The organism is Spirosoma areae (assembly GCF_054781775.1).
Genome location: NZ_BAAGTT010000033.1, coordinates 94,324 through 118,822, shown reverse-complemented (window position 1 = coordinate 118,822; position 24,499 = coordinate 94,324). Strand labels below are relative to the sequence as shown.

At 52.5% G+C, this 24,499-nt stretch carries 23 protein-coding genes; 11 read left to right on the top strand and 12 right to left on the bottom strand.

Going from position 1 to position 24,499, the window contains the following annotated elements:
• Window positions 1-560 precede the first annotated feature (560 nt).
• The 3 genes from ACYVI1_RS18495 to ACYVI1_RS18485 all read left to right on the top strand — a co-directional run bounded on the left by ACYVI1_RS18495 (window position 561) and on the right by ACYVI1_RS18485 (window position 4,844).
• On the top strand, window positions 561-3,005 hold the full coding sequence (locus ACYVI1_RS18495) for a heavy metal translocating P-type ATPase (RefSeq protein ID WP_460912219.1): 2,445 nt from the start codon (window positions 561-563) through the stop codon (window positions 3,003-3,005).
• Window positions 3,006-3,123: 118 nt separating this feature from the next.
• Window positions 3,124-4,389, top strand: coding sequence for an ATP-dependent nuclease (locus ACYVI1_RS18490; RefSeq protein WP_460912218.1), 1,266 nt, complete (start codon window positions 3,124-3,126; stop codon window positions 4,387-4,389).
• Window positions 4,323-4,844 carry a hypothetical protein gene (locus ACYVI1_RS18485; RefSeq protein ID WP_460912348.1) on the top strand — a complete coding sequence of 174 codons (522 nt, stop codon included), beginning with the start codon at window positions 4,323-4,325 and terminating at the stop codon, window positions 4,842-4,844. The genes ACYVI1_RS18490 and ACYVI1_RS18485 overlap by 67 nt, the downstream gene beginning before the upstream one ends.
• A gap of 187 nt (window positions 4,845-5,031) precedes the next feature.
• Here the strand turns inward: ACYVI1_RS18485 and ACYVI1_RS18480 are convergent, their stop codons facing one another.
• Together ACYVI1_RS18480 and ACYVI1_RS18475 are read right to left on the bottom strand one after the other, a co-directional pair.
• Window positions 5,032-5,781 (bottom strand): acyl-CoA desaturase, encoded by a 750-nt coding sequence (locus ACYVI1_RS18480; protein WP_460912340.1) that lies wholly within the window; start codon window positions 5,779-5,781, stop codon window positions 5,032-5,034.
• Between the two features lie 41 nt (window positions 5,782-5,822).
• On the bottom strand, window positions 5,823-6,245 hold the full coding sequence (locus tag ACYVI1_RS18475; RefSeq protein ID WP_460912217.1) for a hypothetical protein: 423 nt from the start codon (window positions 6,243-6,245) through the stop codon (window positions 5,823-5,825).
• A 203-nt stretch (window positions 6,246-6,448) separates the two neighbouring features.
• On the opposite strand from ACYVI1_RS18475, the gene ccoS reads away from it, so the two are divergent.
• From ccoS to ACYVI1_RS18435, 8 genes are all read left to right on the top strand, one after another.
• The gene (gene ccoS, locus ACYVI1_RS18470) at window positions 6,449-6,661 is read left to right on the top strand and encodes a cbb3-type cytochrome oxidase assembly protein CcoS (protein ID WP_460912216.1); all 213 of its coding nucleotides are present in this window, start codon (window positions 6,449-6,451) and stop codon (window positions 6,659-6,661) included.
• A gap of 62 nt (window positions 6,662-6,723) precedes the next feature.
• Complete coding sequence (gene ccoN / locus ACYVI1_RS18465) at window positions 6,724-8,952, top strand: cytochrome-c oxidase, cbb3-type subunit I (protein WP_460912215.1); 2,229 nt, start codon at window positions 6,724-6,726, stop codon at window positions 8,950-8,952.
• 30 nt (window positions 8,953-8,982) lie between these two features.
• A complete protein-coding gene (locus ACYVI1_RS18460) occupies window positions 8,983-9,234 on the top strand; it encodes a hypothetical protein (RefSeq protein WP_460912214.1) in 252 nt (83 codons plus the stop codon).
• A gap of 15 nt (window positions 9,235-9,249) precedes the next feature.
• A complete protein-coding gene (locus tag ACYVI1_RS18455; RefSeq protein WP_460912213.1) occupies window positions 9,250-10,095 on the top strand; it encodes a cbb3-type cytochrome c oxidase N-terminal domain-containing protein in 846 nt (281 codons plus the stop codon).
• A gap of 12 nt (window positions 10,096-10,107) precedes the next feature.
• Entirely contained in the window at window positions 10,108-11,562 is a 1,455-nt protein-coding gene (gene ccoG, locus ACYVI1_RS18450) for a cytochrome c oxidase accessory protein CcoG (protein ID WP_460912212.1), read from the top strand.
• A gap of 134 nt (window positions 11,563-11,696) precedes the next feature.
• On the top strand, window positions 11,697-12,122 hold the full coding sequence (locus ACYVI1_RS18445) for a FixH family protein (RefSeq protein ID WP_460912211.1): 426 nt from the start codon (window positions 11,697-11,699) through the stop codon (window positions 12,120-12,122).
• 6 nt (window positions 12,123-12,128) lie between these two features.
• On the top strand, window positions 12,129-12,851 hold the full coding sequence (locus tag ACYVI1_RS18440; protein ID WP_460912210.1) for a sulfite exporter TauE/SafE family protein: 723 nt from the start codon (window positions 12,129-12,131) through the stop codon (window positions 12,849-12,851).
• A 14-nt stretch (window positions 12,852-12,865) separates the two neighbouring features.
• On the top strand, window positions 12,866-13,276 hold the full coding sequence (locus tag ACYVI1_RS18435; protein ID WP_460912209.1) for a hypothetical protein: 411 nt from the start codon (window positions 12,866-12,868) through the stop codon (window positions 13,274-13,276).
• Window positions 13,277-13,973: 697 nt separating this feature from the next.
• Here ACYVI1_RS18435 and ACYVI1_RS18430 read toward each other — a convergent pair.
• The 10 genes from ACYVI1_RS18430 to ACYVI1_RS18385 all read right to left on the bottom strand — a co-directional run bounded on the left by ACYVI1_RS18430 (window position 13,974) and on the right by ACYVI1_RS18385 (window position 24,453).
• Complete coding sequence (locus ACYVI1_RS18430) at window positions 13,974-14,192, bottom strand: hypothetical protein (protein WP_460912208.1); 219 nt, start codon at window positions 14,190-14,192, stop codon at window positions 13,974-13,976.
• 166 nt (window positions 14,193-14,358) lie between these two features.
• On the bottom strand, window positions 14,359-14,589 hold the full coding sequence (locus ACYVI1_RS18425; protein WP_460912207.1) for a beta-galactosidase trimerization domain-containing protein: 231 nt from the start codon (window positions 14,587-14,589) through the stop codon (window positions 14,359-14,361).
• A complete protein-coding gene (locus ACYVI1_RS18420; RefSeq protein WP_460912206.1) occupies window positions 14,573-14,911 on the bottom strand; it encodes a beta-galactosidase in 339 nt (112 codons plus the stop codon). The genes ACYVI1_RS18425 and ACYVI1_RS18420 overlap by 17 nt, the downstream gene beginning before the upstream one ends.
• Before the next feature lie 420 nt (window positions 14,912-15,331).
• Window positions 15,332-16,030 (bottom strand): 3-keto-disaccharide hydrolase, encoded by a 699-nt coding sequence (locus ACYVI1_RS18415; protein WP_460912205.1) that lies wholly within the window; start codon window positions 16,028-16,030, stop codon window positions 15,332-15,334.
• Window positions 16,031-16,072: 42 nt separating this feature from the next.
• Window positions 16,073-16,939 carry a formylglycine-generating enzyme family protein gene (locus ACYVI1_RS18410; RefSeq protein ID WP_460912204.1) on the bottom strand — a complete coding sequence of 289 codons (867 nt, stop codon included), beginning with the start codon at window positions 16,937-16,939 and terminating at the stop codon, window positions 16,073-16,075.
• 75 nt (window positions 16,940-17,014) lie between these two features.
• Window positions 17,015-19,867: a PQQ-dependent sugar dehydrogenase gene (locus ACYVI1_RS18405; protein WP_460912203.1), complete on the bottom strand. Its 2,853-nt coding sequence runs from the start codon at window positions 19,865-19,867 to the stop codon at window positions 17,015-17,017.
• Between the two features lie 222 nt (window positions 19,868-20,089).
• Entirely contained in the window at window positions 20,090-21,649 is a 1,560-nt protein-coding gene (locus ACYVI1_RS18400) for a GMC oxidoreductase (protein WP_460912202.1), read from the bottom strand.
• A 41-nt stretch (window positions 21,650-21,690) separates the two neighbouring features.
• Window positions 21,691-22,062 carry a C-glycoside deglycosidase beta subunit domain-containing protein gene (locus tag ACYVI1_RS18395; protein ID WP_460912201.1) on the bottom strand — a complete coding sequence of 124 codons (372 nt, stop codon included), beginning with the start codon at window positions 22,060-22,062 and terminating at the stop codon, window positions 21,691-21,693.
• Between the two features lie 54 nt (window positions 22,063-22,116).
• Complete coding sequence (locus ACYVI1_RS18390) at window positions 22,117-23,193, bottom strand: sugar phosphate isomerase/epimerase family protein (RefSeq protein ID WP_460912200.1); 1,077 nt, start codon at window positions 23,191-23,193, stop codon at window positions 22,117-22,119.
• Between the two features lie 42 nt (window positions 23,194-23,235).
• Window positions 23,236-24,453, bottom strand: a complete 1,218-nt coding sequence (locus ACYVI1_RS18385; RefSeq protein WP_460912199.1) for an MFS transporter — start codon at window positions 24,451-24,453, stop codon at window positions 23,236-23,238.
• Between the last annotated feature and the right edge of the window lie 46 nt (window positions 24,454-24,499).

Genomic DNA, 24,499 nt, shown 5'->3' with positions numbered 1-24,499 from the left:
AAAAAAGGAAACATCTGGACTACTGGTCCGGTAAATCCTCCTAATGGAATGGTCTGGGCACTTTCACGGTACGATCAAAAGTCGCTGTACAATGAAAAGCCCACGGTAACCGAAATTATGTCAGGAAAGGCTTTTCTGGGGCTTTTGGAAGCGAACGATGGAAGCATTTGGTTTGGCGCTTTAGGGCCTACAAGTGGCGTGTATCGTTATGATGGAAAAACCATCACGGACTTTAAACGTAAAGAGGGTCAGAAATAAGGTGTATAGCTGTCGCTTTAAACGCCCGTTTTGTAAGATGGTGGCCAGGCTTTCGTAGACACTTTCACTATACCTTAAAAACTGTCCGCTTCGGGGCAGAGCGGCCTGTGCCGTCCGATCAAATCGTCGTCTCAACAATCAATGCGGCAGCCGCACTGTCTCATTTTCACTGCATCGCCTGAGCAGAGTACTACAGTTTTCCAGCCACAAGAGTCTATTCATGAGCCTAATCAGGGCAACCGCTGACGCTCGTCAGGGCAGATGAGCTTATCCGTTGCCAACTTGCCCCGAAATTTTATGGTATGCCCACGGTAACGAGTTCATTAACGAAGTGCTACCATTGTGGCGACGATTGCACTGAACATACCATTCAATACGAAACCAACCATTTCTGCTGTGAGGGCTGCAAAACAGTATACAGCATTCTGAGTCAGCACCAGCTCTGTCAATACTACGCCATTGAGCCGGGCAACGAACGCGGCCGGTCGGGCAGTAGCCTAAAACCGGGCCATGCAAACCCCGCACGACTCGAATTTCTGGATCACCCGGACATCATCGCGCAGTTGCTCGAATTTAGCAGTGAGTCCGTGGCAACGATTACGTTTTACATCCCCACGATTCATTGCAGCTCGTGTTTGTGGTTGCTCGAACACCTCTACCGCATTCACCCCGCCATTGGGCAGTCGCGGGTAGACTTTCTTAAAAAGCAGGTTCACCTGACCTACCAACCCGACAAGCTGACACTCCGACAGGTTGTCGAATTGCTCAGTTCCATCGGCTACGAACCGCTCATCAGTCTCAGCGACGTTGTTACTAATCAACGAAAACCGTCGTATCGCCCGTTGCTGTACCGGCTGGCGGTGGCGGGGTTTTGTTCGGGCAATATCATGCTGTTCAGTTTCCCCGAATACCTCGGCCTCGACGACCCGTCTTTTCGGCAGGTCTTCGGGCTGCTCAACATTTTGCTGGCAATTCCGGTTGTGTTCTACTCCGCGTCGGGCTATTTCGAGTCCGTGTGGATGAGTTTGAGGAAAGGGATTGTTAACATCGACGGGCCGGTGTTGCTGGGTATTCTGGTTGCTTTTTTCCGGGGAACGTATGAAGTACTGTTTCTGAACGGCGCGGGCTACTTCGATTCGCTGACGGGCCTGATTTTCTTTCTGTTGTGCGGTAAATGGTTTCAGGAGCGGACCCACGCCTTTTTGTCGTTCGAGCGGGATTATAAAGCGTATTTCCCACTTGCTGTAACAGTGCTGAAATCGGAAGGAGAGCATGCCCTACCGGTGGGGCAACTCCGCAAAGGCGACCGCATCCGGGTCCGTAATCACGAATTGATTCCAGCGGATGGCGTACTCTACAAAGGCAAAGCCCATATCGACTACAGTTTTGTGACGGGTGAGTCAGCGCCGGAGGCTAAGGAGCCGGGTGCGCTACTCTACGCAGGGGGCAGGCAGCTTGGCGGGGCTATCGAACTGGAAGTGGTGCGCGAGATGTCGCAAAGTTACCTGACTCAGCTTTGGAACAACGATGCCTTTCGCAAGGGCGATACCTCCCATATTCGCACCTTTGCCGACGGTATCGGTACCTATTTCACGCTGACCGTGATTACGTTAGCTACGGCAGTCGGGCTTTACTGGTACGCCCACGACCCGTCCCGCGCCGTCAACGCGTTTACGGCGGTACTCATCATCGCCTGTCCCTGTGCGCTTTCGTTGTCGTATCCGTTTGCGCTGGGGAATGGCCTTCGGAAACTTGGTCAGCGGAAGCTATACCTCAAAAATGCGGACGTGATTGAGCGGATGGCCGGTTGCGATACGATTGTGTTCGACAAAACCGGTACGCTGACCACCCCAAAGCAACTGGCAGTACAGGAATTATTTACTCAGCCACTGACCGCCTACGAACGTTCGCTAATCGCATCGCTGGTGCAGCAGTCGGCCCACCCGCTTAGTCGTCAACTGACTGGTTATCTGGCCATCGACCAACCCTTGCCGGTTGAAGCATTCACGGAAGTTCCCGGCCAGGGCATACAGGGACTGGTAGACGGCTGGACAGTCAGGATTGGGTCCCGCTCGTTTGTGAGTTCGTGGGCTGTGTCGTTTCCGTGGTCTGTGGGGACACAGACCACGGAAACGACACAGCCTGCTAATTCCGCCGGGGCCACCGTTCATGTCGCCATCGAGCAGCAATATCGGGGCTATTTTAACTTTCCGAACCAGTACCGACCCGGCCTCGACGCGCTGTTTGACGAACTCCGGGCCACATACACAACCTACCTGCTGTCGGGCGACAACGACACCGCCCGGCCCGAACTGACCCGCTGGTTTGCCGCCGACACTATGACGTTCGACTGCCAGCCACAGCAAAAACTCGACCGGGTACGGCAGTTACAGGCGCAGGGCCACCGCGTGCTGATGATTGGCGACGGGCTGAACGATGCGGGTGCCCTGAAACAGGCCGACGTGGGCATCGCCATCACCGACGATACCATCCAGTTTACCCCCGCCAGTGATGCCATTCTGGAAGCGTCATCACTGTGTCAGCTACCCGGTATGCTGCGGTATGGCCGCTTCGGAATGCGCCTAATCTGGTGCAGTTTCGTCGTTTCACTGTTGTACAATTTCGTTGGCCTGTCCTACGCCCTGACCGGCAACTTATCGCCGGTCATAGCCGCCATCCTGATGCCAATCAGTTCCGCTACGATGCTGTTGATTGCAACAGTAGGGATGCGATTGGTAAAAGTATAGGCAATGGTGATGCCGGAATGAAAATGACGTAGTCGGATACCAATACCACTTATTTCACCTACAGGTTGTAATTTGGACGGCCAATCAATGCTTCCTGCACTAATCGTTGGCTCCCATCATGATTACGAAGGTTACCATACAAAACTTTAAAAAATTAGAACGGGTTGAGTTTTCGCTCTCTCAATCGGTGGTGTTGATTGGGCCGAATAATGCAGGGAAATCAACCATATTTCAGGCATTGTGCCTCTGGGAAATTGGCGTCACTAATTTTATTGAGGCTCAGCAAAAGGGTACATTGAAGAAAGATGAGTATGTAACAATCAACCGGAAAGACTTATTAAACAGTCCAATAGCTGATGCTCGGTTTCTATGGCGTAACAGACAAGTAACTAAGAAAAACGATAAAGGAGGGACTGATCATGTTCGATTAAATGTAGAATTATCAGGCGAAACTGATGGCACCAAATGGTCATGTAAAGCAGTCTTTACTTGGTCTAATACGGAATCAATCGGTTGCCGGGTGATTAGTGGTCTAAAAGAACTTACCCTATTTTATGAACAGGATAAAGGCGTTCATTTTGGTTTTCTGCAACCTATGTCTGGTTTGGCTACCGAAGAATTCCTTTTGCCCACAGGTGCTGTTGACCGCCGATTAGGTGAAGGACGAACAGCAGAGGTATTACGAAATATTTGCTACAGCATTCTGCATCCTGAAAGTCGAGTGCAGGCCGCTGAAATTGCTCAAACGAGTTGGAAGAGTTTGAGTACGGCTATCAAAAAAATGTTTGGTGCTTCACTGCAAGAGCCGGAGTACATTCGGACAACGGGCCTGCTTCAATTTGAATACACCGAAAACAATATTCGTTATGACATCTCGTCCGGCGGACGGGGCTTTCAACAAACGCTTCTGTTGTTAGCGTACATGTACGCTCACCCCGGCACCACCTTGCTATTGGACGAGCCGGACGCTCACCTCGAAGTAATCAGGCAGCGCGAAGCGTTTCAATTAATTAATACGGTTGCCAACGAAACGCAGTCGCAGCTAATTATTGCGTCTCACTCTGAGGTTGTACTCGATGAAGCCGCTGAGGCTTCGAATATTATCGCCATTATTGATAGTCAGGCTATTGAACTAAATCCTTCTCAGAGTCAAAAACGCAGGCAGGTTGGTTATCTCAAAAAAGCCTTGACCGAAATAGGCTGGGAACGCTACTATCTGGCGCGGTTAAAAAAGCATGTTTTGTATCTGGAAGGTTCAACAGATTTGGAGATGCTCAAGAGGTTTGCCGAAAAGGTCAATGTCAATGCGCTAAGCTTTTGGAAAAAGCGAATGTGCAATACACAGCTCACAACGTACCGGGAACGGCAGTCAATAGCTTTTTAGCCCTGAAAGAATTTATACCTGACTTGAAAGGGTTTGCTCTGTTCGACAATGTTGATAAGCAAATGCCCGCCGGACCACTTGTGGTACAATGGTGGCAGAAACGAGAGTTAGAAAACTACTTTGCCCGCCCGGATGTGCTTATTCGACACGCCGGATTACTCGCTGTCAAACACCCGTCATTTAGTAGCGAACAGTTAAAAGAAACAATGAAGGACGTAATTGACGAAAATACGGCACCGGTTGCGCTTCGTGATTTATCAAACAATTTCTGGAACTCGACCAAGCTATCCGACGATTGGCTGGATATAATATTTCCTGAGTTTTACAAACGCTTAAGCCTGCCACAAAACTTTTACAAACGAGATTACTACCAGCTTATCAGCTTGTTACGGCCCAACGAGATTGACCCGGAAATAGCAGAGAAACTGAACGCAATTGTTACTACCCTCCAATGATGCCATCCTGATGCCATTCATGTTAAAAAATTGCTGATAATTGTACATCAGTCGGCCCATCATGTTAAGAAGCTTAACATGATGGGCCGACTGATGTTAGAAAACAGTCCTTAACCTGACATGACTCTATAAGTGTTCCGTTCAGACTATGGTTTCCCCACAAAACACTGTTTCTTTTTTGCCCTTTTCACATATACGCTTCGTCGCGGCCAAATCGTAGCTTCACGATATGGAGGGCATTGAGCACTTTTAGCAAGGGATAGGCCGGATCGAACTCGTGCCATCTGAAACCGCCGAAGTTAGGGCGACCGCCAAATTTGTGGTGGTTGTTGTGATATGATTCACCCATCATAAGAAAATCGAACGGCAGCAGGTTTTTAGCCGTATCGCCCACGGCAAAGTTGGTATAGCCGTAGCGGTGGGCATACCAGTTGATGATGGCCCCGTGGATGGGTCCCATCAGAAAATGTATCGGTAACAGCAAAAAGAACCAGGGCGACGGGGCAAACTGGAGGTAAAACAGCGTGTAGGCCGTTCCCCAGGCCAGTCGCACCGGCCAGCTACCACCAAACCGTTCCATCCATTCCCAGTTGGGCACCTCTTTTTTGAAATTCGCCGGGATATGGTCGCGGTTATTGGTGATGTCGTTGTAGAAAATCCGCGTCTTCCACATCATGTCGAACAGGTTTTTGGAAAACGACGGCGAATGCGGGTCCTGCTCGGTATCGGCGTGCGCGTGGTGGAGCCGGTGCATGATGCCATACGCGTGCGGACTCAGGAACGAAGAACCCTGCCCGACAAACGTCAGTACGTAAAAGACTTTTTCCCAGCGGCTGCTCATCGTAAACATCTGATGGGCAGCGTACCGGTGGAGAAAGAGGGTTTGCATCAGCACCGACAGGTACCAATGGGTGAGAAAGAAAATCAAAATAATCATCAGGAAATAAGGCACCGATACGGGCGGTGCCAACCCGTAAGTTAAATCAGATTGAGTGTCATCAGGCAGGTCAGAAATTGGTAGTACTCATCCCTGACCCGGTTAAACTCATCCGTCAGGGGGCGACAATGCCTCTCAATAAGCGTATAGACCCCGAAGCGTGGCTCCTGGCAGGTTTGGCGTTCGGTAAGCGTACAGGTCATCCCTTCACAGACCATATCGAGCCGTAACTGCTGAAAGCTCATTTTCAATAAGTTCAGGCTTCCACTATAATCAACGGCGGGATGGTGCAGACTCCGGTAGCTGTGGTGTTCCGGCAGATTGGCCAGCAAGCTCAGAAGCTGGTCGATTTCCTGCTCATTCTGGGCAAGTGTTGCCGCCCAGTGTTGGTTTTGGTGCCGACAGGTCTGAATCCCTGGAGGAAGCGTCTGCAGGGGCAGGTTGGGGGTGAGCCGATTAATCATGGTCTAAAAAAAGAGAACAGAGAAACGTATGGCGGCAAAAGTAGCCGCGTCGTCCTACTCCATTCCTGATAATCGTCAATTGGTCAGGTGATTTTTGTCAGTCCTTCCTGTCGCCTGAAGTTAATCATCCATCCGGCTGACGAAAATCATGTCTTACCTACCGGATTACCTCCACTTTTGACCCGTCACAACGGATACGGGTTATGCACATTATCTTTTTTATGATTGGCGTCAGCCTGTTAATGGCGCTCGGCTTCCTGGGCGCGTTTATCTGGTCGATGCGTACCGGTCAGCAGGACGATTTATACACGCCCGCGCTCCGAATGCTGCTCGATGACGCACCGCCGGACGACCGAATACCCGACAAACCGCAACGGCGGCCCGGCGCAACGGCGACCCGGCGCAACCCGGCGTAACAGTGGCCCAGCGAACATCGCCCCGTGACATCAACGTTTAGTGAACCTTCCACCATTACCTTATGAAAGCAACTCCAGAAATACCGGTCAATTTACTACCGTTCGAGGTAACCACACCCGGCACCATTGAACGCAGCACGGCCGCTATTGGCCAGCCCCCACCGGGGGAGGAACCCGTGGCCGAACAATTTGCCTACGACAACACGATTGTCCGCAACTTCGCCGTCGCTACCATCATCTGGGGCGTAATCGGAATGCTGGTGGGCGTACTGATTGCCAGTCAGTTATTCGCGCCATCCGCAAACCTTAGCAACCAGTACACGACCTTCGGGCGCATTCGTCCGCTGCACACCAACGCGGTCATTTTCGCCTTCGTTGGCAATGCCATTTTCATGAGCGTTTATTATTCCCTGCAACGGCTCTGCAAGGCCCGGATGTTCAGCGATTTGCTAAGTAAAATCCACTTCTGGGGCTGGCAGGCTATCATTGTATCGGCGGTGATTACGCTGCCGCTGGGCCTGACAACCTCCCACGAATACGCCGAACTCGAATGGCCCATCGACATTGCCATCACCCTAATCTGGGTTGTGTTCGGAATAAATATGTTCGGCACCATCATCAAACGCCGGGAGCGGCATCTGTACGTGGCTATCTGGTTCTACATCGCCACGTTCGTGACGGTGGCCGTGCTGCACATCGTCAACTCGTTTCAGATGCCGGTCAGCCTGTTCAAAAGCTACTACCTCTACGCCGGGGTGCAGGATGCCCTCGTGCAGTGGTGGTACGGCCATAATGCCGTGGCCTTTTTTCTGACGACGCCATTTCTGGGCATGATGTACTACTTTCTGCCCAAGATGGCGAACCGGCCGATTTACTCCTACCGGCTGTCGATTCTGCACTTCTGGACGTTAATTTTTATCTACATCTGGGCCGGACCGCACCACTTGCTCTATACGTCCCTGCCCGACTGGGCGCAGTCGCTGGGGGTTGTTTTCTCGGTTATGCTCATTGCTCCGTCCTGGGGCGGGATGATTAACGGGCTGCTGACCCTGCGCGGGGCCTGGGATAAAGTGCGGGAGGATACCATCCTGAAATTCATGGTTGTGGGCATCACGGCCTACGGCATGGCGACGTTCGAGGGGCCGTTGCTGGCTTTTCGCAACGTCAATGCCATTGCCCACTTCACGGACTGGGTTGTGGCCCACGTACACGTTGGGGCGCTGGGCTGGAACGGTTTTCTGACCTTTGCCATCCTCTACTGGACCATTCCGCGCATCTTCCGCACGCCATTGTATTCCCAAAAATTGCTGAGTACGCACTTCTGGCTCGGTACGCTGGGCATCCTGTTCTACGCCGTGCCGATGTACATTTCGGGCTTCACGCAGGGGATGATGTGGAAGGAGTTTACGCCCGAAGGCGTCCTGAAATACCCGAATTTCTTGGAGACGACGCTGCAACTGCTGCCCATGCACATGATGCGGGCAGTGGGTGGTACGTTCTACCTGCTGGGCGCGATTCTGATGGCGGTCAACCTGTTCAAAACGATGGCGGCCGGACAATTAGTCCGTAACGAAGCCGCCGAGGCTCCGCTGCTGGTGAAAATCTACGTGCCGACGGGGAGCGATACGTACTGGCACCGCTGGTTCGAGCGCAGTCCTATTCCGCTGCTCATTGGTTCGCTGGTCGTCATCCTGATTGGTTCAATGGTTGAATTAGTGCCGACGTTCATGGTGGCGTCGAATGTACCCACGATTGCGGCCGTTAAGCCTTATTCTGCGCTTGAAGTGCAGGGCCGCGACCTGTACATCCGCGAGGGTTGCGTAGGCTGCCACAGTCAGATGGTGCGGCCGTTCCGCAGCGAAACCGAACGCTACGGTGAGTATTCCAAAGCGGGCGAATTCGTGTATGACCACCCGTTTTTGTGGGGCAGCAAACGCACCGGCCCCGACCTGCACCGCATCGGCGGCAAATACCCAGACGCCTGGCATTATCACCACATGCGCGACCCAACGTCGATGTCGCCGGGGTCGATTATGCCGCCGTATCCGTGGCTGCTGGACCAGCCACTCGACATATCGAATACGTCTGATAAGCTGAGTGCCCTGCGAAAGGTGGGTGTTCCCTACGATGACCAGACGATTCGCGCGGCCAACGCTGACCTGCAACAGCAGGCGAAACTGATAAGCAGTCACTTAGCCAAAGACGGCATCCGCGTGGCACCCGACCGTGAAATCGTCGCCCTGATTGCTTACCTGCAACGAATGGGCACGGATATTAAAAAGAATGAATAATGTGTAGAGCCGCAACCCTTTGCGGCTCCTATGCGTCAGCAAAACCATCCGGTCATGAGCCGCAAAGGGTTGCGGCTCTACAAAAATATCAAACGCATGTTCAGACAATTCATCTCAAAAATCCCCGGTGCGGACGTCTTTATGATCGGCTCGTTCCTGACGTTCCTAATATTCTTCGTGCTGGTCGGTGTGTATTTGCTGGTAGTCGATAAGAAATACATCCAGCAAATGGGCCAAATGCCGCTCGATGATTCGACGCCCGATGATTCGACAATTGATTAAACCCACCTTCCATCTATGAATCTCCTCTTACTCTTGCTATCGGGTGATCCCGCCCAATCGATCTGGAACGTTGCATCGGGTCAGGAACTGGTATGGCTCCTGCTGTCTCTAATGCTGCTGATCGGCCTAATCGGGGTTGGGGTGATGGCGCTATACCTGCTGATCATCCTCAAAAAAGCGTTGGATCCCCAGCCGATACCCGTTACCAAACCCATTGATCCGCGTTCGTTGTGGCAACGGGTGGCGGGTCTGCATTTGCTGAGTCAGGAGAAAGAGCTGATGATGGAACACGCTTACGACGGTATCGCCGAACTCGATAACCCGACGCCACCCTGGTTTATGGGTCTGTTTTATGGCAGTATTGCCATTGCGATAACCTACATGATCGTCTTCCATGTGGTCGGTTCGGGCGACATCATGGGCAGCGAATACGTCCGGGAAATGGCCATTGCCGATAAACAACGTGAGGCATACATCGCCAAAGTAGCGGGGGGCATCAACGAAAACACGGTAACCCAACTAATTGATTTAAAGGGCATTGGAGCTGGCAAGGTACTTTTCGCACAAAACTGCACCGCCTGCCACGGGGTCAACGCCGAGGGGAAAGTCGGCCCGAACCTGACGGATGCATTCTGGCTGCATGGCGGCAGCGTCAAACGCATTTTCCACACCCTGACCGAAGGCGTACCGGCAAAAGGTATGATCGCCTGGAAACGACAGTTGAACCCGCTTCAAATTCAACAATTAGCCAGTTATGTGATGTCGCTGCAAGGCTCAAACCCCGCCGGGGCAAAGGAACCGCAGGGCGAGAAAGAACCGGCAAACGTATCGGCCGCCGTCGCTCCGGTAGCCATTCGTTAACTAAACAAGCTGATGAACACCCACGTAACTCCACCCATCCCCAGTTTCCGCGATACCCTGCCAACGGCCGATGCGTCGGGCGGTCGGCGGTGGCTGTATCCACGCGGCATCACGGGTCGGTTTACGCGGTGGCGGGAGGCTATGGCGGTCGTGCTGCTGGTCGCCCTGTTTGCCGGGCCGTTCGTGTGGGTCGACGGGCACCCGCTGTTTTTATTCAACGTGATTGAACGCCGGTTTGTCTTCTTTGGGGTGCCGTTCTGGCCGCAGGATTTTTACTTGGTTGCCTTTGGGCTGGTTACGTTTATCGTGTTCATTGCCCTGTTCACGGTGGTGTATGGGCGGGTGTTTTGCGGCTGGGCCTGCCCGCAGACAATTTTCATGGAGATGGTTTTTCGCAAAATCGAAACCTGGATCGAGGGCGATTACACGGCTAAAAAACGACTCGACGCCGGACCGTGGACGGCCGAAAAAGTGGCCAAAAAGAGTTTGAAACACGGGGCCTTTCTCCTGATTTCGTTTGCCATTGCCAACACGTTTCTGGCCTATATCATCGGTCGCGACGGCTGGCTGACGCTCGTGATGGATAACCCGGCCGCGCATTTAACGGGCCTGGCAACGATGGGGCTGTTCACGGGGATGTTTTATTTAGTGTTTGCCCGATTGCGGGAAATTGTCTGTACCACCATCTGCCCCTACGGACGACTACAGGGCGTTTTGCTGGATAAAAACTCATTGGTCGTCGCCTATGATTACATCCGGGGCGAACCACGCGGCAAGCTGACCAAAGCGGAATTGGTGCATGCCCCGGTATCGGTTGCTACGGCAGAACACCCGGCCCCAAAAGGCGACTGCATCGACTGCCACCTGTGCGTTCAGGTTTGCCCGGTGGGGATCGACATTCGCAACGGTACGCAATTAGAGTGCGTTAACTGCACCCTTTGCGTGGATGCCTGCGACAGCATCATGGCTAAAATCGACCGCCCGTCCGGACTCATCCGGCTGGATTCGCAGCAGGGCATCGAAGATCGAAAACCAGTACGGTTTATCGGTGGCAACGCATCGACCCGGACGCTGGCCTACACCGGCATTCTGGTGCTGTTAGTGGGGATATTGGGGTTTATGCTGGTCAGCCGCCCGGTTGCGGACGTACTCGTGCTGCGGGCACCGGGGCAGTTGTTTCAGCGCGAAAGGGGAGGCACCGTATCGAATCTGTATCTGGTCGAAGCGATCAACAAAACCTACCGGTCGATATCCGTTCGGTTCCGGTTGAGCCGCCCCGATGCCCGCCTGCGCTTCGTGCAGCCGTTTTCAGTTCTGCCCGCCGGAGAACTGACCAAGGGTATATTTTTTATCACCCTGCCCGAAAAAACCATTCGCCAAAACAGCACCCCGCTCCGGCTCGACGTGCTGGTCGGCGATAAGGTAGTCGATCAAATCGAAACAACATTTTTAGGGCCGGTGAAGTGAGGTGAGTGTGGTGTCGGGCCGCCGGAGCGGTGCCATCTCAAACCCGACCCGCTCTCGTCCACCCTTATGTCGGGTTTAAGAACCCGACACCACGACAAGACAATCACTCATTTACTCTTTTACTCCTTATGCATATGAACTGGGGAAAAGCCATTGTACTCACCTTCATCCTGTTTGCCGGGTTTATCGGCTTTATGGTGTTCTGGATGCACCGCGAACGCGTTGATCTGGTGCGGGACGACTATTACCAAACCGAAATTGTGTATCAGAAGCAGATCGACCGAATGGCGAATGCCCGTCATGAAAAACCGATGGGTATGATCTATCAGGCCAAAACCCAGCAACTCGCTGTAGCCCTGCCCCCAACGCTGCTCAAGGGCGAGATTCACTTTTACCGACCTGCGGATCGGCAACTGGACTTTGTGGTACGCATTCCAGCGGCCCATACCAGTCAGCAGGTTGTGTCAACGGTCAAACTGGCCAAAGGGTACTGGCGGGTTCAGTTTACCTGGTCCGATGGGCAGCACGGCTACTACACTGAAGAGGATATCTTTTTATAAACGCCTGTGAATCTGTACCTACTTTGGTGGACAGCCGCCCTGACAACGGGCGTCGTTAGCAGCCTGCACTGCGTGGGCATGTGCGGGCCGCTGGCGATGGCCTTGCCGATTGGGCGGTTACCCCGCCCAAAACGCGGGCTGGCACTGGGACTCTACCATACCGGGCGGATAACGGCCTATGCCGGGCTTGGCCTGCTGATGGGCACGGTTGGTCAGGGGCTGTTGCTGGCGGGTCTGCAACGGCCAGTGTCCATCGCGGCTGGTCTGTTTTTACTGGGTTGGACGCTGCTAAACCGGGGAAAATTGCCAGGTCTGACCACTGGCCGGGCGACACGCTGGGTCGTTCAGCCCATGACCCGCTTTCTTCGCGAACCTTCCCTGCGGGCCTTTACCGGACTGGGTTTCCTGAACGGGTTGTTACCCTGTGGGTTGGTGTACGTAGCCCTGACGGGAGCCATCACGACGGGCAGCGCGACCACCGGGGCGGTTTACATGGTGCTTTTTGGGATGGGTACCGTGCCAGCCCTGCTTCTGGTCCGCTTTTTACCTAACCTGTTTCCAGTGGCACTGCGTCGGCGGTTTACCGTCGTAATGCCCGTTGTTACCGTTGGGCTGGCCTTGTTGCTCTTGGTTCGGGGCGTCTATAATCCGACCGGCACGGATAAGCAGGGACACGAAATACCAGTTTGTCATGGCAGTCATCTGAACGTAATCCAGGGTACTCAATAAGTGATGGCAACTCCATGAAAACGGCCTTTTTTCCCACCGACTGCTCGGTCGACTCAGCCCTTGCCCTACAACGCTGGCTGGTCGCTACTCCTCTGAAGGCCATTCAGGTAACGGTGGTACATCCTTACGTCATTGAAGCAGGTATTACCCTCAATAAAGAGAGCTACCGGGTGGCTAAGCAGCAGGCTATAGTCCGGCTGGAGCACTGGTTGGCCTTATTACCTCCGTCGTGGCCGGGCGAACTCAAAACGGAGACCCTGCTGGCATCTCCTGAACTGGCCGTAACCATTTATCTATTACTGCGCCCTTACAATTATCTGCTGGTTGACGATCAACCATTTGGTTTGCCCGCAACTACTATCTTGAATCAGACTACTGCAAAGCTATGTCGGCTGGCTGGTTTAGGAAGTACCACTGTACTTTAGTTACCTTTAGGCGAATCACTGCTTACTGAGTCCCTTCCCCGTCCCCCGCATTTCAAGCTGTCGGTCAAGCTACTCCCTAAATCTCAGATCAATGCGCTCTACCGAGGAGTTAAACGCTTTAGATCGTATTTTTTGTCGGATCTACCGCTACCAAAGAACCAAAGGCCTATACCCGTCCACGAGTGAATCAATTGACGTTTACCTAAAACGGCATCTGTCGATCCAGGACTGGTTATTGTGGCAAAACGTAAACGTTGATGAGCGAACCATTTTTCTGCACAATGAGAACCAACTACCTGATAATTCCCTATCGCTTCATCAATTTGACTTACTTCTGAGTCAGTACAAACGAGCAGGCTATGAACTTGGTCAGTTTTGCTATCAAGAGCAAGGCAAACTATAGCCTTTTTCCGTTTAATTTGACATCAAGCTGGTTTTTTAAGTCAGGGTAATTGACTCAAAAAGCAACTGATTAAAGTACTAAAGAAACGCGGCATAAACAGTAGTGTCCAACTCCAATCCGGGGGCACTGATGACGGTTCAGAAGGCGACGGTGCCCATCGTGCATTTTATGCATTGCCAGTTGCTTAGGCTGTTGGCCGCAAGCATTGTCCAGCCGCCAAAAGATCCAAATTCTACCACTTCCCCCTGCCCAGCCACCGTTCATTTAAACGTCCCAATAAATCAGGATAAGAAGTTATTTCTCTACCACAATCTTCATACCCCAGGCGCGATAGGGGTACGTAAGCGAGTTGATTTTGTCTGAATAATTAAAGTAATAATGAACCACTTTCCCCTGCCGGTTTACTCCTGATTTAGTAATGAGGGGAAACGCTATGGCCTGATCAGCGCCCCATAGGCCTGCTTTCTTAGCGACATCGACCATGAACTTGCCCAGCACTTTCTCGCCCGTCATGCAGCCCACATAGGTAGCCAGGGCTTTGCCATACTTATTTTGAGTAATGGCCGCGTACTGGCCCCAAGCCGGATGATCGTATTAGACCAGTACACTGGCTGTCGTCGGGGTAATTAGTTCCATCCAGGTTTTTACCCGGTTCTCTTCCTTACCGACCTCGAACGGGTCACCTTTCAACGAGACCCAGCAGGCTGGTCGGCGCGACATACAAGGCCGGCACCACCAGCACCTTATAGTGGCTTAGATTGGTACTGGATGGATCAACAAAATCAACCCCGATATTCAGCTGGTATAACGCATCGTACATCGGTCGCAGAATGTCGTTGTACGCTTCTCGGGATCCCCACCCAAAACTAAAGGCATTGAATCCCGTCAGGGCTTCATTGCTGAAAAGCATGGCTACCTGATTGCTCTTTTTGAGGCTGGTTGCCCAGGATAACCTTGATGCCCGGCCTGTGCATGGCGTTGAGTACCCGGTCGATGTGGGTAAAATCAAATACACCATCCCGAGGCTCGACGGTGCTCCAGGTAGACTCGGCAATCCTAACGACATTGATGCCCGCTTTCTTCATCATCTGGATGTCCTTGTCGAGCCGCTCATAGGGCATATACTCGTCGTAGTAGGCCACTCCAAACAAAAGCTGGTCGGCAGGCATCTGGGCTAGGATGGGCTGAGTCAACAACCTGAGGAAGAGGAAGGTCGCCAGCGTTATTTTCATTTGATTTTAGTTTGGCAAAACAGGTTAATAAATGGACCGTGGACTTTTTGGCTGGGTTGATGACCATGTTAAAGGTCAGCGGTAGATATGTAAACTTGTTTGGGTGGTTTTCCTGAATTGTTTACGAAAATCTCCGATTACGGCCAGGACTGATTAGAATGTAGATGGGGAGTGAAGCTTAGTTTTTATTCCCTGGCTTCGGCCCGGGTAGTGTCGCACCGGCGCACCGGCCACTACGACGCCGTCGCGGAGCCGATTCCAACCGACGGCACCAAACTAATCAGATATCACTAAAGCCGCTTTAGTTGAATCTGAACGAGGCTATTTAGTGCCGGTTAATGTGCTGACAAAATCTCCCATTTTATTTTGATTTCTGTCAACCTCAGTCCTCGAACATACGCAGTTTGATGGTATGGGCTATTACGGCAATTCTTTAATGGCAAGATGACGGAATTTAATGGCCGCGTCCGGTCGCCAGGAAGTTAAGGGCATACCACTGCCTGCAGACGCCGAATACAGCGCCGTCCAATGGCATTGCAAACCGATCATGCCTTCGGTAGCCGCGGCAATAAAGTCATTCCTGGGCTGCTCAACATCCCACATCTGTACGCCATTGATCCATAACGTTAGATGAGGGATTTCCCCTTCCATCCTGACACGAAAGGAATTCCAATCATTGGCTCGCCAGACCTTTTCCCGGTCTGTAGCCTTAGCCCCTCTGCTGGGGTTGATTCGTTCACCTAACAAGTCGCCCGTATTGCCCGGTAGGACCAATTCAATCTGGTAGGCGGAACCCCCTTCGTTGGAGCGTAAAAACAGACCGCTATTGCAGAAGGAGTCCAGCTTTACTTCCGCATAAAACTCAAAGGACTTATACCGCTTATCGGTCAATAAAAGTCCGCCCTGCCCATACGGTTTTTCTTTTCCCACTATGACGCCGTCTTCTACGGTAAAGCTGGGAGTGGTGCCCTGGTGAGTCGTCCGACTGATGTGCCAGCCTTTTAAGTTTTTCTTATTGAAAATAGGTTTGAAGCCATCGGGGATTTTACCCACCTGGGCTTTCGCTAAGCTGCTCAGTAGCACGAGGGCCAACAGGAGTGTTAGGACTTGACGGTGCATGGTTCAGGAGGGATAAAACTTTACTTCACTACAGGAATTGATTTACTCCACTTCCATTACTAAACGGAACCCCACATCGTAGCCGCTGCCCGGACCACCCGCGTGGGTCATATAAGTGGCATTTTTCACATCGCCATAAAAAGGAGCGCCTTTCAGGACGTGTTGCCTGCCCGATTTAGGGGGGGTGGAATCGGCAAAGATTTTTTCATTATACCTATCCTGCACCCATTCCCAGACATTGCCCAGCGTATCGTACAGCCCCCAGGCATTCGGCTTTTTGGTGCCTGCCGGGCTTGTCGTTTGGGTGGCGATGACAGCACTGGCGCGGATATCACTCCAGGAAATATCGTCCTGAGCGCCGGCCCGGGCGGCATATTCCCACTCAAATTCGGTGGGTAACCGATACTTGTGCCCCTTATCAAGCGCATTCAACTTTTTAACAAAAGCCTGAGCATCCTGCCAGGAGACACTCTCGACCGGGTGCATATCGGCATCATCGTTGACTTTACTACCCTGAAAGGTCGATGGATTTGACCCCATCACTTTTTTCCACTGCGCCTGGGTAACCTCGAACTTGCCCATGTAATAGGGCTTGCTGATGGTTACCCTAAAGCCGGGCATGGCGTCTTTTTTGGCCAGTTCTTCAGCCAGCTTATAATCTGATTCGGGCAGTCGGACCGGGGCAGGTCGTGGCACGGATGGCGCTCCTCCCTGGCCGGGCGGAGGTCCGCCAAAACCACTCATACCGCCCCGGTTGACCGTTGGCTGAAATTTGCCGACCACCATGCTGCCGGGCTTAATCAGGATAAATTCAATGCCCTGCGGACTGGTATAGGTGGGTTCCTGTGCAAACAGGGTAAGTCCCGAAAGTACACCCAGTAGGATAAGACTTATTCGGTTTAGAGACATAGACGGATTCTAATAAAGGTAACTACCGATTCGTTGACTTACTGGCTTCTTCTGAATTCCTGCTGAGCATAAACCTTACCGCACTTCATCAGAAAACTTTACACTGAATAAAGGAAATAAGGCTTCCGGTCCGGTTACTTTTTCATTTTTGAACACAAAGTACAGATCATGCACACCCGTAGTTTCTTTAATCTTGGCTTTTGCGGATTTAGTACTGGTATTTCTGTCCGTTGGGGGCAGAACCCGGGGGCGCTGCACGGGGGGGGCAGCGGGAGCGCCTGATGGGGCCGCATGAGGACCTGGCGGTGGACCAAACAACCCAAGACGCCGGAGATTGAATTGATCGGGAGTAATCTCGGCTGACCCAATCAACTCACCCGTTGGCGAGTCCAGTCGGATATCAACCGTACCCCCTTTGTAGATGTCATAAATGTGCCAGTTGGGTTTGAGTTCTATCTGCTTCACGCCCGTCAGATCAAGCTCCTTATAGGCCATGAATGAATTGTTCTTAGCCGTCAGGAACACATAATCATCCAGTTGATCGCGCACGGCTCCGCCTTCAATCACATCCGCTTTAACGGGCAGGTAAGTGGGGCTGTGCAGTATCACGACAGCTTCGGTGGGTTGTGAGGGAACCGAAGTCGCCCTGTCTTTGTAGGCTGCCCGCAGAATGTAGGTTCCCCGGCCATTATCCGCGTCGGGTATCTTTGCTAAGTACGAGCCCCGAATGGGTAAGGTTTTAACCGCTTTGTTCTTGATGGCCAGAATGTATTTAACGATCGTGCCCGCATCGTTGAGACTTATGGAGGGATGAGCGGGCATATTTCCCTCGCCCCATACGCCACTACCACCGCTCCTTATTTTCCTGGCCAGTTTATCAACCGCGTCCGGATCGGTTTTGTACTTATCTGCAATTTGGGCAAAGGCTGGTCCCAGTACTTTCGTATCGATCGTATGACAACTGTTGCAGTCACTCCGGCTCATGAGCGTTTGCGCCAGCGAATGCTGGGTGGAGGCATCCAGGGTTTGATGGCTCGTGGTAATATCGACAAAATCTAGCCCTTCTGAGGCATAATCAACGCTAACAGCCACTTGCGCCGGAGTTATCCTGCCCGACGCCAGCGTGCCGTCTTCTTTATCCCGGACATCAACGGAATACTGTATTGGGCTGCCATCGAAAAAAAAGCTCTTGTTTCCCACCACGTTCATGGCTACTTGGGGAGGTTCATTACCCGCAACGATTCGTAGGGAAGAACTATTTTTTGATCCCCTGGAATCGGTTACCGTTAGTGTAGCCGTATAAACACCCATTTTATCAAAACGAACGCGTGGATTGGCCGTTTTAAAAACCCTGGCAGCAGAACCGCCCCCCGTTATTTTCCACGCATACGTCAGCGCATCGCCATCATAATCTTTGGTTCCGGCCGAAGAGAGGGTAGTCTGAAAGGGAATGGCACCGCCTTTTTTGGTTGATGAAACCTGAACAACGGGCTTGCGATTTCCCGCATTGTACTCAATCCGAATCAGCCGGGATTCCAGCGCCGACTTAGCCGTATTGCCACCATACTCCAGCACATACAAATCCCCATCGGGGCCGAATTTGAGATCAATCTGCTGGACCGGGTGGTAGTCAGGAGCCACTTTTTCCATGGATTTATAATTCCCGGCCTCATCCATGGTGATGGCTAAAATCATAAACCGGGAATACTCGCCGGCAATCCATTTCCCTTCGTAATAGGCCGGCCAGGGACGAGCGGGATTCTTAAAATCTGCCCGATGATAGATAGGGCCTCCTACCGCACAGCGGGAACTCGACCCCATCAGGGGAAATTCCTCCGAAACCGCATACGGATACCAGATCATGGCGGGCTGCGTGGGGGGTAATTGGTTCAGTCCGGTATTATTAGGCGAGTTATTGACCGGATGCATGGGATCCTGCTTAGGACCTGGTTTATTAGCAGCAAAATCATACTTAGGATAGGCAGTGTTATTACCGATGAAGTAAGGCCAGCCAAAGAAGCCAGGCCCTTTGGCCTGATTAAACTCATCGTATCCCCGAGGGGCATCCTCTCCATCACTATCTTTATCCGGCCCGATTTCGCCCCAGTACAGATAACCGGTTTGGCTGTCGATGGATACCCGCCAGGGGTTGCGGTGGCCCATAGTGTAAATCTCAGGGCGGGTTCGGCGCGGTTCCCCGCCGGTAGTGTCCCCGTTGGCCGTGCCTTTGGGAAACAGATTGCCGTCCGGAATGGTATACGTGCCGTCTGGTTCTGGATGAATTCGGAGAATCTTACCCCGTAGATCATTGGTGTTGGCCGAGGTACGCTGGTCGTCACGCTTGAAAAAGCCGGGGCGTTCGTCTACCTGAGCCAGGTACTGGTTACCCGAGTTGTTTCCCGTGGTTATGAAGAGATTTCCTCTTGCATCCCAGCACATGCCTCCACCCGTGTGATTGACATTTTCGCGATCAACGGGAAATTCAAGCAGCTGTTTTTTTGAGCTTACAACGAGTTTATCATCCAGGAGTTCATAGCGTTCAAGTACGAATTTGGCCTCGACGGGATGCGAATAAAGTAGATAAATCAGGTGGTTTTGGGCAAAATTGGGGTCCGTCACCAGCCCGATCAGCCCCTGTTCACTACCCGTATGAACCGAAAATTGATGAATCAGGCTTACATTCCGGGTCAGCGGATCGAATTTTTTAACGGCTCCCCTGCGCTCAATGATATAGACGGTACCGTCTTTTAGTACCTGAAACATCATAGGTTCATCCAGGGAGGCTTCCGGCGTTAGCACGACGGGTGTAAACCGATTGGCCTCTGGTTTCCTGGTTGGATCTTCGTCCCGATCCACAAAGGAGGAGAGGCCTGCGCTCATGGCGATTACCAGCAGGACACTCAGGGTAATAACTTGTTTTTTACTCATACTAAGGATAGTCTTTTGCTTTTCTCATAAATCGGGTTGCCTGACCTGCCCCGGTTACGGTGCACTTGACCGAATAGACCCTACCGAAACAGGTTGATAAGCCGGGTACCCGGCTTGACTACTGTTGGTTAGCTCAGCATTGCTGAGTTATGATACGGAAAAGGCCGAGTTAGTGTCAGGATCCTCTCTCCCACTGACTCAGCGTTCAGTTAAAGGTCCCAATTATTTAGCAAGCTGCTCCAGGACTCGTTCAAAGGCTCGTATGGACATGGCTATACTGGTGAGGGTAGGGTTAGATGTAGTGGCGATAGGAATAACCCCGTTGCCGCCAACAAACAGGTTATCGAAGCCCCAGACCTGTGAATACGTATCACAAACGGACGTGCCATCGTCGGTTACACCCATACGCGTAGTACCCTCATAGTGAAGCGATGAGCCGGGGGGCATCAGGGTCTGTTCGCCTTCCTGAATCACTTTCCCAAAGGCCGTTAACGCTTTGGCCTGCGCGGCTTTAGCACCGGCAATAGTCATTAAATCCTGTTCGGTTAACTGATACTGAAACGCCATTTTGGGCATACCCAGATAATCGGTTTCTGTTTCCGAGAAAACAACACAGTCCTCGTAGCGCATTTCTTTCAAGGCACCCCAGCCGAGGCCAACAATGTGCCGGGGATTACCGTGCGTTTCAATTTTCAGGGGAGATACGTCCATGTGCATTACCTGCCCGTGAAATGGATGATTGGGCGCATCGAAGGGTACCCAAAATACACCAACGGTAGGCTCAGTCCGCCCCGCTGGATTGTAAGCACTGGCCAGGCTTTTGTCAATAAACTCTTCCTTCAGTTCAGCAAATGAAAAAATAAACGGGTGTTCGTTGAGGTAATGCCCCAGGGCTTTCGGGCGTATGTGAGAGGCCCAGAGTAATTGGGGGGTTCGAAGCGCGTCGGCGGCAACGATGACAATTTTTGCGTCAATCTGCTCTGGCTGATTTGTGGGTAAATGCTCCACGATGGCTCCCGTTACATGCCGATCATGGCCCGGACCGTTGATATGCAGCAACTGGCGGCAAATCGTATCGCTGCGTAGGGTAAAGTTTCCTGTATAAGCCTGATCAGCCAGTTCGCCCAGGATTACATCGGGTCCAGTCCAGTAGCGGGCGCCCGACGCATCGGTCTGACAGGCGAGTGGCATACGGTCTACCTGCCGGTCGGACGACAAAATAGGGTTGAACAAATCACCCAGTACGTTCAAAATAGCCAGGGCTTCGGGGCTGTCCGGGAAAGCGTGTTGCGTGACGTGTAGTAACGCCCTGGCTTTCTGGTAGTACGCAGCTAACTCGGTATCGGTCAGGAAGGGTATTTTTTCGCCGTTCCCCAGGCTCGGACACGCACAGGTCCAATGCGCGCCCATGCCCCCTACATTGGTGGACAAGGCGGCAGCAGGCATCCCACTTTGGCTCAGATCGGCTACCGTTTCGGCTACTAAATGCACCCCGGCGCGGGCCAGTAACTCGATGCTTAATGTTCCACTTTGGGCGGCTGCGGCCCGCTCATGCACCGTTGTCAGGGGGTAGGGCGATTGATGATTCCCCTGCGAACGTACCTGCGCGGCATCCCGTGCTGCCCCGTCGACAATGTTTTTGGTATGTTGCCCGGCCTGTTGAGTTAAACGCGGTCCGGCATCGACCATCAGGATGGTTGCCTGCGGAGCCTGTTCCGAAATCAGGCGGGCATAAGTAGCCCCTACCGGTCCGCTGCCTATGATTAATACGTCGGTTTGCATGATAATAGAGGAAGTGTCAGCCATTGAGCAACTTACCGAGCCTAAATCAGAATCGTTTTTTCCGACTTGCGGATGGAGGGGAAAGGCATGTAAGCAATCCGGAGATTCATCATCAGACCCAGCGTATGTTCGCCGGGAGACAGACCGTTTTCTCGCGTAAAGCGGATGTGCGCTACCTCGCCCATGTTCCACCGGTCATCAGCCTTTGTTGCCAGTTCGGCCAGCGAATAAGTGTTCCCGTGAAGGGTCAGCCGCAGGTCGTCGCGGGGAATTTCAGCACCATCAACCGTCAGACTGATTTCCTCAAGCAACGACAGGGAGATACCCCGGTAGTAGGGCAATCGGGCACCGAACCGGACGCCGACTATTTTTCCGTCTTCGACTACGTTCTCCACGTCGGTCTCGACAATCATATATTTTTCAAACACAGCTTTTGGATTTTAGACTGGGGATTTCTGATTTGGCATTTATTGCTTTGCTGAGGCAGGCAGGGGTTGGACCTCCGACGGATCGCCGGATAATGGAGCGAATCCCAAATCCGACCGCGACGGTGGACCGCTCCCACAGCCCAATTTAGCAAGCATAACCTGATGCCGACGTACCTGCTCAACGCTGTCTACCTCCTGCACGTCCTGAATGTGGCGGTTGCCTTCGTATTCGCTGGCTATGTAGCCGTCGTAGCCGCCTTTTTGCAGCACCGGAACGATCTTATCGTAAGGGATGCTGTACTCCGTATAGTCGTCGAGCATCTCGTAGAACTTGCCATGAACGTGGACAATGCGCGGAATGTGTTGCAGCAAACTGTTGGGATTGACGTAGATGTTGTGCCGCGCCAATTCAGCTACCGCAATGTCGAGCGGGTTTCTCGTCCGCTGAGCCACCTGCGCGATGATGTACTCGGCCATTACGCCCTGCTCATGCTGGTCGGTCACGAAGGCGACAATGTCGGGGTCGGCTCCCTGACGAATCAGGCGGTCGGTCATGACGCGGGCGAGCCGTTTGGTAAACGATCCAAAATCGGGTATGAAGCCCAGATGGTTGGAGCCGGTACGCTCCATCACTTCCCAATGGCGTTCCATCCAGGCACTGTTGATGTGCCAGGGCGAATGAACCTCGATACCCATTTTTACATCGTATTCTTCGGCGTAGGGGGCGGCCAGTTCCATCAGTTCGGGCGTGGTGTTCACGATAATCCGCATCACCTTAAACCCCAGCCGGTTGGCAAATTTCAAATCGCGGATGATGGATTGCAGAGCCTCGTCGGTGGTAAAGTACTTGCCTTTAAACCGGGTGTAATCCAGAAACATATCGTGGCAAACGGGCGTCACGCCGTAGGTATCCATCCAGCCAAACCATTGGTCCACGAAGGCATCGGTCAGCTTCGGAAAGTCCCAGATGCTCTGTTCGCCAATCAGTTCAATGCCCGTGGCTCCGGTCGCAGCCGCAGCCGCTACGCAGTCTTCGAGCGACATCTTTTGCAGGAAAAACTCTTCCTGGTAGCTATACAGGCTAACGGCCCGTTTTATTGACGATTCAGCAGCCATAGCTATTGTTTGTTTTTGACGTTGATTTGATTCCACAGAGGATCAGGTTGTTTTAAATTTTCCGTTTTGCCGATACAATAAGGGGAGCCATACAGTAAGTGCGATCAGCAGGCAGCCAATACCGATCACCATAACGGTAGAGACAATACCGCCCGAAACCTGATTGATAAATCCTATAACGATTGGGTTGACAAACTGACCCAGGAAGAAACTGGCCGACCAGCATCCCATACCCAGGCCACGGTGTTGTTCCGGCAGGCTGCTCAGCGCCCAGGCGACTAAGGTGGGTATCGTCATTCCCACGGCTAATTGTTGGATCAAGGCCGTAGCCATTATCCACGGCTCATCGTGGGCCAGGCTTATCCCAATGTAACCCACGCCCATCAGCCCATACACCAGCAGTAAGAGGTAAAAAATAGAGCGACCCGACAGTTGCCTGTACACGTAAGCCCCAACCGGAACGGCGATACTGGCAATGGCACTGAGGATACCGATCCTGCTTTCGCTGGTAATGCCGTTGGCAGTTAAAACCAGCGAAAAATGAATGATGAAAACATAATAGATAACCGACGTGCCGAGGGTAACCAGGTAGACGAATCCCACCGTTCGCCAGGGAAACGCGCTCCTGTTCACGATCACTTTTTCGGCCGCCTGCTTTTTATCCGGCTCCCATAGAAACAGCAGGGCCGACACGAAAATAGGGAAGGCCAGCCCATACACCACGAAGGGCCATTGCCATCCTTTGCCCGCCAGAAACCCGCTGCCATAAATCACCAGGGTGGCCAGAAAAGGGCCAACCATCCCCTGAATGGAAAGCCACTTGGGCCGTTCTTCCGGGGCAAAATAATCGGCTAACAGGGCATTGCCGATGGTGAGGATAAAAGCTTCGGCTACGCCCAGTATCAACCGACCAGCCATAACGGCCCAGAAGTTATCCAGAAAGAATGGCGCAATACCGCCGAAGCCATATAAAAACATGGCTATCAGCAGTAACCGACGTCGGCCGAACACATCGCTCATCCGGCCCGCAAATGGCGATAATAGGGCGATACAAAAGCTCGGCGCGGTGAGCAGCATGGGCACATAAACCTGAAAATTAGGAATGTACCGAAAATGCGCCATGAGGGTCGGCAGGGCGGGTGCCAGGGCAATAATGGCCATGATGGGCAAAAACATGGCCATGATCAATGTCCATGCCTGAACAGGACCCGCTTTCCTCTGCGTAGATAAAGGCCTACTGATACTAACGTTTCCTTTCATGACCAACATGAGTTGAGGTATAGGGTGAGCCGTGACCGAGGTAAAT

Excerpts from the sequence above, each read along its gene's own strand:
- ACYVI1_RS18495 (WP_460912219.1), top strand. The coding sequence starts at position 561 with ATGCCCACGGTAACGAGTTCATTAACGAAGTGCTACCATTGTGGCGAC.
- ACYVI1_RS18490 (WP_460912218.1), top strand. The coding sequence starts at position 3,124 with ATGATTACGAAGGTTACCATACAAAACTTTAAAAAATTAGAACGGGTT.
- ACYVI1_RS18480 (WP_460912340.1), bottom strand. The coding sequence starts at position 5,781 with ATGATTATTTTGATTTTCTTTCTCACCCATTGGTACCTGTCGGTGCTG.
- ACYVI1_RS18475 (WP_460912217.1), bottom strand. The coding sequence starts at position 6,245 with ATGATTAATCGGCTCACCCCCAACCTGCCCCTGCAGACGCTTCCTCCA.
- ccoS (WP_460912216.1), top strand. The coding sequence starts at position 6,449 with ATGCACATTATCTTTTTTATGATTGGCGTCAGCCTGTTAATGGCGCTC.
- ccoN (WP_460912215.1), top strand. The coding sequence starts at position 6,724 with ATGAAAGCAACTCCAGAAATACCGGTCAATTTACTACCGTTCGAGGTA.
- ACYVI1_RS18460 (WP_460912214.1), top strand. The coding sequence starts at position 8,983 with ATGCGTCAGCAAAACCATCCGGTCATGAGCCGCAAAGGGTTGCGGCTC.
- ACYVI1_RS18455 (WP_460912213.1), top strand. The coding sequence starts at position 9,250 with ATGAATCTCCTCTTACTCTTGCTATCGGGTGATCCCGCCCAATCGATC.
- ccoG (WP_460912212.1), top strand. The coding sequence starts at position 10,108 with ATGAACACCCACGTAACTCCACCCATCCCCAGTTTCCGCGATACCCTG.
- ACYVI1_RS18445 (WP_460912211.1), top strand. The coding sequence starts at position 11,697 with ATGAACTGGGGAAAAGCCATTGTACTCACCTTCATCCTGTTTGCCGGG.
- ACYVI1_RS18435 (WP_460912209.1), top strand. The coding sequence starts at position 12,866 with ATGAAAACGGCCTTTTTTCCCACCGACTGCTCGGTCGACTCAGCCCTT.
- ACYVI1_RS18430 (WP_460912208.1), bottom strand. The coding sequence starts at position 14,192 with ATGACGGGCGAGAAAGTGCTGGGCAAGTTCATGGTCGATGTCGCTAAG.
- ACYVI1_RS18425 (WP_460912207.1), bottom strand. The coding sequence starts at position 14,589 with ATGCTTTTCAGCAATGAAGCCCTGACGGGATTCAATGCCTTTAGTTTT.
- ACYVI1_RS18420 (WP_460912206.1), bottom strand. The coding sequence starts at position 14,911 with ATGAAAATAACGCTGGCGACCTTCCTCTTCCTCAGGTTGTTGACTCAG.
- ACYVI1_RS18415 (WP_460912205.1), bottom strand. The coding sequence starts at position 16,030 with ATGCACCGTCAAGTCCTAACACTCCTGTTGGCCCTCGTGCTACTGAGC.
- ACYVI1_RS18410 (WP_460912204.1), bottom strand. The coding sequence starts at position 16,939 with ATGTCTCTAAACCGAATAAGTCTTATCCTACTGGGTGTACTTTCGGGA.
- ACYVI1_RS18405 (WP_460912203.1), bottom strand. The coding sequence starts at position 19,867 with ATGAGTAAAAAACAAGTTATTACCCTGAGTGTCCTGCTGGTAATCGCC.
- ACYVI1_RS18400 (WP_460912202.1), bottom strand. The coding sequence starts at position 21,649 with ATGCAAACCGACGTATTAATCATAGGCAGCGGACCGGTAGGGGCTACT.
- ACYVI1_RS18395 (WP_460912201.1), bottom strand. The coding sequence starts at position 22,062 with ATGATTGTCGAGACCGACGTGGAGAACGTAGTCGAAGACGGAAAAATA.
- ACYVI1_RS18390 (WP_460912200.1), bottom strand. The coding sequence starts at position 23,193 with ATGGCTGCTGAATCGTCAATAAAACGGGCCGTTAGCCTGTATAGCTAC.
- ACYVI1_RS18385 (WP_460912199.1), bottom strand. The coding sequence starts at position 24,453 with ATGAAAGGAAACGTTAGTATCAGTAGGCCTTTATCTACGCAGAGGAAA.